This is a genomic window from Streptomyces kebangsaanensis (genome assembly GCF_001906585.1).
In the GTDB taxonomy this organism is placed as follows: Bacteria; Actinomycetota; Actinomycetes; order Streptomycetales; family Streptomycetaceae; genus Streptomyces; species Streptomyces kebangsaanensis.
The window spans coordinates 69,468-81,941 of the sequence record NZ_JUJA01000053.1; the positions used below are offsets into that span (position 1 = coordinate 69,468).

The 12,474-nt window shown below is 70.9% G+C and carries 15 protein-coding genes and 1 pseudogene; 8 read left to right on the forward strand and 8 right to left on the reverse strand.

Features of this window, described 5'->3' with window-relative positions; translation table 11 throughout:
• Nucleotides 1-677: pseudogene (locus RH94_RS07760) on the reverse strand (response regulator transcription factor); the annotation flags it as partial.
• Nucleotides 678-958: 281 nt separating this feature from the next.
• Here RH94_RS07760 and RH94_RS07765 point away from each other — a divergent pair.
• The 8 genes from RH94_RS07765 (at nucleotide 959) to RH94_RS07795 (ending at nucleotide 7,308) form a co-directional block, all read left to right on the forward strand.
• Nucleotides 959-1,735, forward strand: a complete 777-nt coding sequence (locus tag RH94_RS07765; protein ID WP_073946895.1) for an amino acid ABC transporter ATP-binding protein — start codon at nucleotides 959-961, stop codon at nucleotides 1,733-1,735.
• Nucleotides 1,736-1,835: 100 nt separating this feature from the next.
• Nucleotides 1,836-2,675, forward strand: a complete 840-nt coding sequence (locus tag RH94_RS07770; protein ID WP_073946896.1) for a glutamate ABC transporter substrate-binding protein — start codon at nucleotides 1,836-1,838, stop codon at nucleotides 2,673-2,675.
• Nucleotides 2,676-2,751: 76 nt separating this feature from the next.
• Nucleotides 2,752-3,417, forward strand: a complete 666-nt coding sequence (locus RH94_RS07775; protein WP_073946897.1) for an amino acid ABC transporter permease — start codon at nucleotides 2,752-2,754, stop codon at nucleotides 3,415-3,417.
• Nucleotides 3,414-4,298, forward strand: a complete 885-nt coding sequence (locus RH94_RS07780) for an amino acid ABC transporter permease (RefSeq protein ID WP_073946898.1) — start codon at nucleotides 3,414-3,416, stop codon at nucleotides 4,296-4,298. The genes RH94_RS07775 and RH94_RS07780 overlap by 4 nt, the downstream gene beginning before the upstream one ends.
• A gap of 176 nt (nucleotides 4,299-4,474) precedes the next feature.
• The gene (locus tag RH94_RS07785) at nucleotides 4,475-6,076 is read left to right on the forward strand and encodes an FAD-dependent monooxygenase (protein ID WP_073946899.1); all 1,602 of its coding nucleotides are present in this window, start codon (nucleotides 4,475-4,477) and stop codon (nucleotides 6,074-6,076) included.
• Between the two features lie 108 nt (nucleotides 6,077-6,184).
• Complete coding sequence (locus tag RH94_RS46305; protein ID WP_309544753.1) at nucleotides 6,185-6,256, forward strand: putative leader peptide; 72 nt, start codon at nucleotides 6,185-6,187, stop codon at nucleotides 6,254-6,256.
• A gap of 129 nt (nucleotides 6,257-6,385) precedes the next feature.
• Entirely contained in the window at nucleotides 6,386-6,913 is a 528-nt protein-coding gene (locus RH94_RS07790) for a cupin domain-containing protein (protein WP_199880896.1), read from the forward strand.
• A complete protein-coding gene (locus RH94_RS07795; protein ID WP_073946900.1) occupies nucleotides 6,904-7,308 on the forward strand; it encodes a rhodanese-like domain-containing protein in 405 nt (134 codons plus the stop codon). Before RH94_RS07790 ends, RH94_RS07795 begins: the two co-directional genes overlap by 10 nt.
• Before the next feature lie 26 nt (nucleotides 7,309-7,334).
• Here the strand turns inward: RH94_RS07795 and recX are convergent, their stop codons facing one another.
• The 7 genes from recX to RH94_RS42695 form a co-directional block, all read right to left on the reverse strand.
• Nucleotides 7,335-8,186, reverse strand: coding sequence for a recombination regulator RecX (gene recX / locus RH94_RS07800; protein ID WP_073946901.1), 852 nt, complete (start codon nucleotides 8,184-8,186; stop codon nucleotides 7,335-7,337).
• 2 nt (nucleotides 8,187-8,188) lie between these two features.
• Entirely contained in the window at nucleotides 8,189-9,316 is a 1,128-nt protein-coding gene (gene recA / locus RH94_RS07805) for a recombinase RecA (RefSeq protein ID WP_073946902.1), read from the reverse strand.
• Nucleotides 9,317-9,535: 219 nt separating this feature from the next.
• On the reverse strand, nucleotides 9,536-10,843 hold the full coding sequence (locus RH94_RS07810; RefSeq protein ID WP_073946920.1) for an AI-2E family transporter: 1,308 nt from the start codon (nucleotides 10,841-10,843) through the stop codon (nucleotides 9,536-9,538).
• Between the two features lie 60 nt (nucleotides 10,844-10,903).
• On the reverse strand, nucleotides 10,904-11,098 hold the full coding sequence (locus tag RH94_RS07815; RefSeq protein ID WP_073946904.1) for a DUF3046 domain-containing protein: 195 nt from the start codon (nucleotides 11,096-11,098) through the stop codon (nucleotides 10,904-10,906).
• Nucleotides 11,099-11,129: 31 nt separating this feature from the next.
• Entirely contained in the window at nucleotides 11,130-11,438 is a 309-nt protein-coding gene (locus RH94_RS07820; RefSeq protein ID WP_073946905.1) for an AzlD domain-containing protein, read from the reverse strand.
• Nucleotides 11,435-12,154 (reverse strand): AzlC family ABC transporter permease, encoded by a 720-nt coding sequence (locus RH94_RS07825; RefSeq protein WP_073946921.1) that lies wholly within the window; start codon nucleotides 12,152-12,154, stop codon nucleotides 11,435-11,437. The genes RH94_RS07820 and RH94_RS07825 overlap by 4 nt, the downstream gene beginning before the upstream one ends.
• Nucleotides 12,055-12,474 (reverse strand): helix-turn-helix domain-containing protein (locus RH94_RS42695; protein WP_234425609.1); only part of this gene is annotated, 420 nt, incomplete at its 5' end. The genes RH94_RS42695 and RH94_RS07825, both read right to left, overlap by 100 nt.

The window sequence follows — 12,474 nt, forward strand, 5'->3', positions numbered from 1 at the left end:
GGGGCGACGAGCCGGTAGCCGACTCCGCGCACGGTCTCGATCAGTGCCGGCCTGCGCAGCTTGGAGCGCAGCGAGGCGACGTGCACCTCCAGGGTGCGCCCGGTCCCCTCCCAGCTGGTGCGCCACACCTCGCTGATGATCTGCTCGCGACGGAAGACCACCCCGGGGCGCTGGGCGAGCAGCGCGAGCAGGTCGAACTCCTTGCGGGTCAGCTGGACGACGATGCCGTCGACGCTGACCTGCCGGGTGGGCAGCTCGATGTGCACGGAGCCGAGACGCAGCGCGTTCCCGCCGGCGCCGACCGCGTCCTCGTGGGCGGTGCGGCGGCTGACGGCGTGAATACGGGCGAGCAGCTCGCCGGTGTCGTAGGGCTTCACCACGTAGTCGTCGGCGCCCAGGTTGAGGCCGTGGATGCGGGAGCGGACGTCGGAGCGGGCGGTGACCATGATCACCGGGATGCTGGTGCGCTTGCGGATCTTGCCGCAGACCTCGTAGCCGTCCTGGTCGGGCAGGCCCAGGTCGAGCAGGACCACCCCGAAGCCGGCGCCCTCGGGCACCAGCGCCTGCAGGGCCTCCTCACCACTGCGGGCGTGCGTGACGTCGAAACCGTGCCGCGCCAGGACCGCGGACAGGGCAGCGGCAACGTGGTTGTCGTCCTCGACGAGGAGCAGTCTCATCCCGGCCCCCTCCAGTTCATGCGTCGTACGGTCGTGACGGGTACAAGACACGCGCGCGCGTGCACCACGGCAGTCACGCCGATGGACGAGGACGCCGTCAAGAGGGTTCCGGTTGCGCACCCTCTGTCGTTACCCACCCGGTATGTACCAGGCCTGCCGCGCCACGGGTTGTACCGGTCCGCTACCGGATCGTGATGCTCAGATCTCGCTCAGATGTGGTGACGCTGGTCGCAACCGTGGCTACTGTCCCCCGAAACCGAGGAGGACGGAGCCTGAAAGCGATGACCGAAGTATCGATGGCCAAGGAAGAGGTGGCCTCGACCGACGACTTGGTCGTCCTGAAGAGCGTCAACAAGCACTTCGGCGCGTTGCATGTGCTCCAGGACATCGAACTGACGATCGCCCGCGGCGAGGTCGTCGTGGTCATCGGGCCCTCCGGGTCCGGCAAGTCCACCCTGTGCCGCACCATCAACCGCCTGGAGACCATCGACTCGGGCACCATCACGATCGACGGCAAGCCGCTGCCCCAGGAGGGCAAGGAGCTGGCCCGGCTGCGCGCCGACGTCGGCATGGTGTTCCAGTCGTTCAACCTCTTCGCACACAAGACCGTGCTCGAGAACGTGATACTCGGCCAGGTCAAGGTCCGTCGCGCGGACAAGCAGAAGGCCGAGCAGCGGGCCCGGGAACTGCTCGACCGGGTCGGGGTGGGCGCGCAGGCCGACAAGTACCCCGCGCAGCTCTCCGGCGGCCAGCAGCAGCGCGTGGCCATCGCACGGGCGCTGGCCATGGACCCGAAGGTCATGCTGTTCGACGAGCCGACCTCCGCGCTCGACCCGGAGATGATCAACGAGGTCCTCGAGGTCATGCAGCAGCTCGCCCGGGACGGCATGACGATGGTCGTCGTCACCCACGAGATGGGATTCGCCCGATCGGCTGCAAACCGGGTGGTCTTCATGGCTGACGGCCGGATCGTCGAAGAGGCTGCGCCCGACCAGTTCTTCAGCAACCCGCGCAGCGACCGGGCCAGGGACTTCCTGTCGAAGATCCTGCACCACTGACGCGGCGGCCCGCCGGTGACGCCGTACGCCACCGGCCCCACCACCGTGCCGTCGCCGTCCCGACGGCTTCTCACCTTCTCCACAGCCAAAGGAAGTTCACATGAAGCTCCGCAAGGTCACCGCCGCCTCGGCCGTCGTCCTCGCTCTCGCCCTCTCGGCGACGGCGTGCGGCTCGGACAAGAAGGACGAGGGCTCGTCGGGCGGCGGCGGCAAGAAGAAGATCACCGTCGGCATCAAGTTCGACCAGCCGGGCCTCGGCCAGAAGACCCCGCAGGGCTACTCCGGCTTCGACGTCGACGTGGCCAAGTACGTCGCCAAGAAGCTCGGCTACAACGAGGACCAGATCGAGTGGAAGGAGTCCAAGAGCGGCGACCGCGAGACCATGCTGCAGCGCGGTGACGTGGACTTCATCGCCGCCACGTACTCGATCAACGCGGAGCGCGAGAAGAAGGTCGACTTCGCCGGCCCGTACCTGCTGGCCCACCAGGACGTCCTGATCCGCGCCGACGACGACTCGATCAAGTCGCCGGCCGACCTCAACAGCAAGAAGCTGTGCTCGGTGACCGGCTCGACCTCGGCGCAGAACGTCAAGGAAAAGCTGGCGCCCAAGGCCGACCTGCAGAACTACCCGACGTACTCGGCCTGCCTGGGCGGTCTGCAGAGCAAGCAGATCGACGCGCTGACGACGGACGACTCGATCCTCGCCGGCTACGCCTCCCAGGACCAGTTCAAGGGCAAGTTCAAGCTGGGCGGCTTCAAGATGACCAACGAGAACTACGGCATCGGCGTCAAGAAGGGCAGCGACCTCAAGGACAAGATCAACAAGGCCCTTGAGCAGATGGTCGCCGACGGTTCGTGGGAGAAGGCCGTGTCGATCAACTTCGGTCCGGCCAACTACAAGTACGAGCAGGCGCCGAAGATCGGCGACATCAAGAGCTGAGTCAGCGCCCACCGGGTGCGCCGCCCCGCGTGGGCGGCGCACCCGGGGCCCACCACACGCGGAAGCGCGGGAAAACGTGTTCGACTTTCTTGAAGGTTATGACCTGCTGGGAGCCTTCTGGGTGACCGTGCAGCTCACCCTGCTCTCGGCCGCCGGCTCCCTGGTCTGGGGCACGGTGCTGGCCGCCATGCGCGTCGGCCCGGTGCCGCTCATGCGCGGTTTCGGCACCGCCTACGTCAACTTCGTGCGGAACATCCCGCTGACGGTGATCATCCTGTTCACCTCGCTGGGCCTGTTTCAGGCGCTCAGCATCAGCCTCGGTGGGCAGAGGTTCGAGACCATCAACTTCCGGCTCGCCGTCCTCGGTCTGGTCGCCTACACCGCGGCGTTCGTCTGCGAGGCGATCCGCTCCGGCATCAACACGGTGCCGGTCGGCCAGGCGGAGGCGGCCCGCGCCCTCGGGCTGAACTTCACCCAGGTGCTGACCCTGGTGGTGCTGCCGCAGGCGTTCCGCGCGGTCGTCGGCCCGCTCACGAACGTACTGATCGCGCTGACCAAGAACACCACGGTGGCCGCGGCCATCGGTGTGGCCGAGGCCGCCCTGCTGATGAAGGAAATGATCGAGAACGAGGCACAGCTCCTGCTGATCTCCGCGGTCTTCGCGTTCGGCTTCGTGTGTCTGACGCTGCCGACCGGCCTGATCCTCGGCTGGGTGGGCAAGAAGGTGGCGGTGAAGCGATGAGCTCCGTGCTGTACGACGCCCAGGGCCCCCGGGCCAAGCGGCGCAACGTCCTCTACACGGTCGTGTTCCTGCTGGCCGCCGCAGCCCTCGGGTGGTGGGTGTTCCAGACCCTGAGCGACAAGGGGCAGCTGGACTGGGAGAAGTGGAAGCCGTTCTTCTCCGGCTCCGAGGCGTGGACCACGTACATCCTGCCCGGCCTGTGGAACACGCTGATCGCGGCGGCCCTGTCGATGGTCATCGCGCTGCCCCTCGGCGCGGTCTTCGGCATCGCGCGGCTCTCCGACCACGCCTGGATCCGCGTACCGGCCGGCGTGATCGTGGAGTTCTTCCGCGCCATTCCGGTGCTGATCCTGATGATCTTCGGGCTCGCGCTGTTCGCCGAGTACACCAACGTCGGCTCGGACGACCGCCCGTTGTACGCCGTCGTCACCGGTCTGGTGCTCTACAACGCCTCGGTCCTGGCGGAGATCGTCCGCGCGGGCATCCTGTCCCTGCCCAAGGGCCAGACGGAGGCCGCGCAGGCCATCGGCCTGCGCAAGACCCAGACCATGACGTCGATCCTGCTGCCGCAGGCGGTCACCGCGATGCTGCCGGCGATCGTCAGCCAGCTGGTGGTGATCGTGAAGGACACCGCGCTCGGTGGCGCGATCCTCACCTTCCCGGACCTGCTGGCGGCGGTCTCTCCGATGAGTTCGTACTACGGCGCGAACACCATCGCCAGCTTCACGATCGTGGCCCTGATCTTCGTGCTGCTCAACTTCGCCCTCACGAGCTTCGCGAGCTGGCTGGAGCGGCGGCTGCGGAGCGGGAAGAAGTCCACCGGAGCGGTGCTTCCGCCGGCCGCCGTGGGAGGCACCGAGTCGGCGGGAACCGCCGCCTGACGGAAAATCCGTACGACGGATGTGACACGGGGGCAGTGGAGTGATCACCACTGCCCCCGTCACTTGACGCAAGCAGCGGCAATGGGTTGCATACGTTCTGTGATCGTGCACCCTGCTCCAACCGTCTGTTCATGTCTGTCCGTCAGGACACCGCCGCGGGCAGGGAGCGTCGCGTCGTGGACCCGGTGATCGTTGTCGGGGCGGGGCCCGTCGGGCTCGCGCTCGCCCTGGCGCTGGCGCGGCAGGACGTCCCGGTCGTCGTGCTCGACGAGAGTCCGGGCGAGGACACGCCGCGTGCCGCGCGCACGGTCGTCCTGCGCGAGGACACCGCCGCGTTCGTGGAGCGCCTGGCCGGGGTGGAGCTCGGCGGCGCCGGGCTCCACTGGGCCGGATGGCGGACGATGCGGCGCAAGCAGGCGACGAGCGAGGTCGCCTTCGGCGAGGACGCCCCCGCCCCGCTGCACATCGCCCAGCACGTCCTGACCGACGCCCTGCGCGCCGCCATCGCCCGCGAACCGCTGGTCGAGCTCGCCGTGGACAGCCGGCTCGACAGCATGGAGCAGGAGTCCACCGGCGTCACCGCCCGCACCCGCGGCCCCCGGGGCACGTGGTGGCGCGGCAGTTACCTCGTCGGCTGCGACGGCCCGCGTTCGACCGTGCGCAAGCTCCAGGACATCCGCTTCCCCGGCCGTACGGCCGTCGAGCGGCACGCCGTCGCCGCGGTGCGCACCGAACTGCCCCGGCCCGGTGAAGCGTTCCTCCACCGGCTGCCGCCGTGGCGGACCACCGGCCCCTTCGCCGGGGAGATCGCAGCCCGCCCGCTGCCGGACGGCGTGTGGCGGCTGGACTGGCTGCTGCCGCCCGGCAAGGACCTGGTCACGCCCGAACTGCTGGTCGCCCGCATCCGCGAGACCCTCACCGGCTGGACCGGCGAGCCCTCGCCGTCGTACGAACTCCTGGACACCGGCGTCCACACGGTCCACCACCGGCTGGCCCGCCGCTGGCGTGCCGGGCGGGTCTTCCTCGCCGGGGACGCGGCGCACCTGCTCGGCGCGTTCGGCACCCAGGGGCTGGACGAGGGCCTGCGGGACGCCGACAACCTCGCCTGGAAGCTGGCGTCGGCCTGGCACCACGGCCCGCACGAGGCCCTGCTGGACAGCTACCAGACCGAGCGGCGCGCGATCGTCTCCGCCCGGCTGCGCGCCGCCGACCAGGTGCTGCCGGTGCTGCGCGGGGGCGGCGGACTGCGGTCCTACGTCCCCGGAACGGCACGCAACCATGACGCCCTGCTCATGGACGGCCACCTGGGACTCGGCTCTCTGGGCGCGCCGGGGTCGTACGCCGACTCGCCGCTCGCGCCCCCGCGCCTGGACTCCGAGGTGCCCGTGGACACACCGGCCGGCGCGCCCGTCGCCGATGTGGTGGTGACCGCGGAGGACGGCTCCTTCGTGCGGCTCAGGGACCGGCTCGGCCGTGGGGCGCTGCTCGTGGTGCTGGTCGCGCCGGGCACGGTGGTGTGGGAGCGCCGGCACTGGATGGGCGCCGGCATCATGCCCCGGCTGGCCGCCGCGGTCACCGCGCTGCCGCACCGCGCCGAGCTGCTGGTCGCCGAGAGCTACCCGGGCGCCGCTCCCCACACCGTGCTCCTGGTACGACCCGACGGTCACCTGGTCACCGCGCTGAACGGAGTGCACCCGGCCGACCTGTACACGGCGGCGGAGGCGACCGTGGGCGGCGCGGAGCGGGCCGGGACGCGGGCCGAGGCGGGGGTCCGCTGACTTCCGGGTCCCGGACCGCACGTGCTCTCGCGGTGCGGTCCGGACGGCTGACGTGAGTTGACCGCCTGGCACCGCCATGGTGTACTCCGCATCGTGACCGACACCGATGTGCGCCTGTGGCGGAGGGTCCACATGGACCTCGTCCGCTATGCGGGCTGCGTGTGTCGTCCGTCCTGCTGAACTCGCACCCCTCTTTCTCTCCTCCCGGCGCGCGCCGTTCACTCATGCCCGTGTGCCCGTGTGCCCGTGCTGCCGCGCGCCCTCCGCGAACGTTTCCTCAGGACGGTGTACGTGTCTGTCCCGACCCCCATGCCCTCTCCCGCCGTTTCCTCGCCCTCCGCCCAGGGGCCGGCACAGGCGGAACTCCTCGACTTCGTACGGCGCACCGCCGCCGACGCCGAGCTGGTCGCCTCGCTCCCGCTCGACCCGGAAGGCCGCACCTGGGTGCGCCTGGACGGGCCCGGCGGCAGTGAGGTCTGGCTGATCGGCTGGCCGCCCGGCACCGGCACGGGCTGGCACGACCACGCCGACTCGGTCGGCGCCTTCGTCACCGCCGCCGGTGAGCTGACGGAGAACTCACTCGCCGCCCGGCTGCCCACCGACGGCTGGAAATCCCTCGAGCTCACCGACGGAGTGGACCGCACGCGGCGGCTGCCGGCCGGCCGGGGCCGCGCCTTCGGCCGCCATCACGTCCACGAGGTGTTCAACGAGTCCGCTCATGGGCACGCGGTGTCCGTGCACGCCTACTACCCACCGCTGCCCCGGATCCGCCGTTACGGCCGCACCGGCCGGACGCTGCGCCTGGAGCAGGTCGAGCGCCCGGAGGACTGGCAGTGAGCGAGAAACGACCGACGGCCGGGATCGACGAGCTGCTGGAGCGGGTGCGGCGGGGTTACGAGCGCGTCGGGGCCCGCGAGGCGTACGACGCCGCCCGGTCCGGCGAGGCCCTGCTGGTGGACATCCGGTACGCCGCGCTGCGCGACCGCGACGGTCTGATCCCCGGCGCCCTCGTCATCGAGCGCAACGAACTGGAGTGGCGGCTGGATCCCCGGGGCAGTCACCGCGTCCCCGAGGCCACCGGCCACGACCTGCGCGTCGTCGTCATCTGCGACGAGGGCTACGCGTCGAGCCTGGCGGCCGTCTCCCTGCACCAGCTGGGGCTGCATCGGGCGACCGACCTGGTGGGCGGTTTCCAGGCGTGGCGGGCGGCGGGACTGCCGTTGGTCTCGTAGGACAGGGGCGCCATGGCGCCCCTGTCTCAGGGGCCCTCGTCCGCGAGGAAGTCCGTGTCCTCGCCCTCCTCCTCCAACGCCTGTCGGACCACGCGCAGGGCCAGGCCCTCGGAGTAGCCCTTGCGGGCGAGCATCCCGGCGAGGCGGCGCAGCCGTTTGTCGCGGTCGAGGCCGCGGGTGGAGCGCAGCTTGCGGGCGACGAGCTCGCGCGCGGTGGCCTCCTCCTGCTCGGCGTCGAGCCGGCCGACCGCCTCGTCGACGAGTGCCGCGTCCACGCCCTTGGTCCGCAGCTCCCGGGCGAGCGCGCGCCGGGCCAGACCGCGCCCGTGGTGCCGGGACTCCACCCAGGCGTCCGCGAACGCGCTGTCGTCGATCAGCCCGACCTCCTCGAACCGCGACAGCACCTCCTGCGCCGCGTCGTCCGGGATGTCCCGCTTGCGCAGGGCGTCCGCGAGCTGCTTGCGGGTGCGCGGGGTCCCGGTGAGCAGGCGCAGACAGATCGCGCGCGCCCGCTCCACCGGGTCCCCCGGGGGCTCCCCCTGCCCAGCCCTCGACGCGGAGGGGGCGCCCCCGTCCTCGGCGGACGCCTCGCCGAAACCACTCCGACGACGTCCGCGTCCACCGGGCGACCCGCCGTCACGCGCGCCGCTCCGGCGTGCACCGGCCGCGCGTGAGTCATCCGCGCGGCGCAGGCCACCACCTGCCTCGTCATCCCCGTACGCGTCATCCCCGTACGCGTCATCCCCGTACGCGTCGTCTCCGGGCGCGCCGTCCGGGTCCGCACCAGAGCCGGGGGCGTCCCCGGCGCCCCTCCCCCGCGGGGCACCGGAGGCGACGTACTCGTACTCGTGGTCGGCCCAGTCGGTTCGTCGTGTCACGGTCAGCTCTTGGCTGCGGCGGCCTTGGGCTTGGTAGCCTTGGCGGCCGCCGTGGCGGGCGCCGTCTTGGCGGCGGCGTCCGTGACGGTGGTGACCGCGGCGTCCGCGCCCGGCTCGGCGGCCGGCTCCTCCGGCCGCACTCCGACGCCCAGCTTCTCCTTGATCTTCTTCTCGATCTCGTTGGCCAGGTCGGGGTTGTCCTTCAGGAAGTTGCGCGCGTTCTCCTTGCCCTGGCCGAGCTGGTCGCCCTCGTACGTGTACCAGGCGCCGGCCTTGCGGACGAAGCCGTGCTCCACGCCCATGTCGATCAGGCCGCCCTCACGGCTGATGCCCTGGCCGTAGAGGATGTCGAACTCGGCCTGCTTGAAGGGCGGCGCGACCTTGTTCTTGACGACCTTGCAGCGGGTGCGGTTGCCGACCGCCTCCGTGCCGTCCTTCAGGGTCTCGATACGGCGGATGTCGATGCGCACCGAGGCGTAGAACTTCAGTGCCCGGCCACCGGTCGTGGTCTCCGGCGAGCCGAACATGACGCCGATCTTCTCGCGCAGCTGGTTGATGAAGATGGCCGTGGTCTTCGACTGGTTGAGCGCGCTGGTGATCTTGCGGAGGGCCTGGCTCATCAGGCGGGCCTGGAGACCCACGTGCGAGTCACCCATCTCGCCCTCGATCTCCGCTCGCGGGACGAGCGCGGCGACGGAGTCGATGACGATGAGGTCGAGCGCGCCGGAGCGGACCAGCATGTCCACGATCTCCAGGGCCTGCTCGCCGTTGTCGGGCTGGGAGAGGATCAGGTTGTCGATGTCGACGCCGAGCTTCTTCGCGTACTCGGGGTCGAGGGCGTGCTCCGCGTCCACGAACGCGACCTGGCCGCCGGCCTTCTGCGCGTTCGCCACCGCGTGCAGGGTCAGGGTCGTCTTGCCGGAGGACTCCGGTCCGTAGATCTCCACGACGCGACCGCGCGGCAGACCGCCTACGCCGAGGGCCACGTCCAGCGCGGTCGACCCGGTCGGGATGACCTCGATGGGCTCCTTCGACCGCTCGCCCATGCGCATGACCGCGCCCTTGCCGAATTGCCGTTCAATCTGTGCGAGCGCGGCGTCGAGCGCCTTCTCGCGGTCGGTTCCTGCCATGGGTTCCACCCGGTTTGCTTGAGTCGATCGCTTCACGTCAAAGACGCTAACGCCTGCCACTGACAACGTGCCCCGGCGCACGTCCGGCCTGTGGACAACCATGGGACCAATCATCACAAAACTGGACTGAATCCCCTGCGTTGAACCTCGCCGGAACCTTCATAAGAATAGATGTTCGATTTTGGTGTCAAACGGAACACGCACCGGAGCGGCCGGCGTCTACTGTCCCGTCCGCTCCCCGGCGGGGCCCTCCCCGGCCACCGCCGCCGCGTCCCCCGAGGCGCCCGTTCCGGCCTCCGCCGTCGGCTGCCGCGCCGCCCACAGCCGTCGCACTCGGGTGAGGAGGCCCTGCGCCGGGGCACTCCTGCGGTGGCCGTGGACGCGGGGGTCGTCCGTGACGGCGTACCGCTTCACGTAGGCGCCCAGGAAGGCCTGCAGCGTGGCGACCGCGGGAATGGCGATCAGCGCGCCCACCGCGCCGAGCAGCGCGGTGCCGGCGATGACCGACCCGAAGGCGACCGCGGGATGGATGTCGACGGTCTTCGCGGTCAGCTTGGGCTGCAGCATGTAGTTCTCGAACTGCTGGTAGATCACGACGAAGACCAGCACCCACACCGCGTACCACGGGTCGACCGTGAAGGCGATCAGCATCGGCAGGGCGCCCGCGAGATAGGTGCCGATGGTGGGGATGAACTGCGAGACCAGGCCCACCCAGACGCCGAGCACGGGCGCGTACGGCACTTCCAGGGCCTGCAGCAGGACGTAGTGGGCGACCCCCGAGATGAGCGCCATCAGTCCGCGCGAGTACAGGTAGCCGCCGGTCTTGTCGACGGCGATCTCCCACGCGCGCAGTACCTCGGCCTGGCGGGCGGGCGGCAGTACGGAGCAGAGGGTGCGGCGCAGCCGCGGCCCGTCGGCGGCGAAGTAGAACGAGAACAGGGTGATCGTCAGCAGCTGGAACAGCCCGCCCAGCACCTGGGCGGACACGTCGAGCACACCCGCGGCGCTGTTCTGCGCGTACTTGCGCAGCCAGTCGGAGTGGAGCAGTCCCTCCTGCACGTCCACCCGTCTGAGCTCGGTGCGGAACGTGGTGTTGACCCAGTTGATGACGGAGTCGAGGTACTCCGGGAAGCCCTCGACCATCTTGATGATCTGCCCGGCGAGCATCGAGCCGAGCAGCGTCACGAAGCCGGCCGCCGCGATCACCAGGGCGAGGAAGACCAGGAAGGTCGCGAAGCCCCGCCGCATGCCGAGCGCGGCCATGCGGCTCACCGCGGGCTCTATGGCCAGGGCCAGGAAGAACGCGATGAGGACGTTGAGCAGCAGGCCGGTCAGCTCGTGGAAGGCCCAGCTGCCGAGCTGGAAGACCGCGACGAGACCGAGCGCGAGCACCATGGCGCGTGGCAGCCAGCGGGGCATGCGGGCGGTCGGCCCGGCGGCACCCTGGACCGGAGACCGGGGAGGCGGCGGCGTAGCGGACGGGGGTGCGTGCTGGGCCGTCTGCCCGGACTCGTCAGTGGGTGCCACGGTGCAAGTCTCGCCCATGCCGCCGTCGGTCCGGCACCGGCCCGCGATCTTCGCGACCGGTCAGCGCTTCTCCTGCGGAACGTTCATGACGCGGCAGACCACACTCCACACGTCCTTGGCGTCCCAGCCCGCCGTCAGCGCCTCGTGCACCGTACGCCCGCCGAGCTCCGACATCACGTGGTCGCGCGCGAAGGTGTCGGCGTACCCCGCGCCGAAGTGCTCCGCCATCCGCTCCCAGAAGACAGTCAACCGCATGGCCCCAGTATCCCGCCCCGGGGTGTACGTCTCAGCCGGCCAGGGCCCGCACCCCGGCCGTCACCACCACCGCCGCTCCGACGACGACCAGGAAGGGCGCCCGCAGCAGCAGCGCCACGGCGGCGGCCGCGAGCCCGGCGGCCCGCGCGTCCAGCACGAGCACGTGCCCGTGGGCGAACGTCTGCTGGGCGGTGAGCGCCGCCAGCAGGGCGACGGGCAGCAGCGCGGCGAGCCGCTTCACCAGCGGCCGCTCCAGGGCACCCGCCGGAACGAGCAGTCCGGCCAGCTTGACGGCGTAGCAGCCGACAGCGGTCACGGCCACCGCGATCCAGATGTTCAACGATCTCCCTCTCGTACGTCGTCACGGGCGCCGCTCCCGCGGCGGCCCTTCAGCCAGAGCACGGCCGGCGCGGCGAGCGCGGCGGCCAGGACCGGCACCCCGGCCGGCAGCACGGGCAGCAGACCCAGCCCCAGGAGCACCGCCAGGGCGGCGACGGTCCGCTCGGTGGCGGTCTTCAGCATGGGCGCCAGCAGCGCCAGGAACACGGCGGGCCCGGCCGCGTCCAGGCCCCACGCGTCGGTGTCGCCGAGTGCCTCGGCACCCAGCGCGCCGAGCAGCGTGGTGAGGTTCCACAGCACGTACAGGGTGACCCCGGTGACGGTGAAGCCGATCCGGGCGCTGCGCCGCGTGGGCTGGGCCAGCGTGACCGCGGTGGTCTCGTCGATGACCCACTGGGCGGCCAGCGGCCGTACCGCGCGCGGGAGGGCCAGCAGCTGCGACAGGCGCAGCCCGTAGAAGGCGTTGCGCACGCCCAGGAAGAAGGCGCCCGCGGCCGCCGTGAACGGGTTGCCTCCGGCCGCCAGCGCCCCCACCAGGGCGAACTGGGAGGCACCGGTGAACACCAGCAGGCTGAGCACACAGGTCTGCAGGACCGTGAGCCCGCTGCCCGCCGAGGTCACCCCGAAGGCGAACCCGGAGAGTCCGACGGCGACCCCGACGCCGAGGGCGTCCCGTACGACGGCGGAGTCGGGCTTTCCTGTGCCGTCGGTGCGTATGTCTGCGAGAGCTGTCCGTTCTGCCACGCGGTCGAGGGTAGGAAGATCCGTGACCTCGTGTCTTGTACGTTCTTGCGCTCGCGCCGGTAGGCCCCGGGTGGCACGCCCACGATCCGGGAGAAGTGCCGGCTCAGGTGCGACTGGTCGGTGAAGCCCACGGCGACGGCGGCCTGGGCGGGTGTGGTGCCCGCGTCCAGCAGCCGCCTGGCCCGGCGCACCCGGGCGTCGGTCAGCCAGGTGTGCGGCGGCATCCCGTAGACGTCCCGGAAGGCCCGCAGCAACGCGAACGGGCTGCTGCCGAGGTCGGCCGCCAGCCTCTC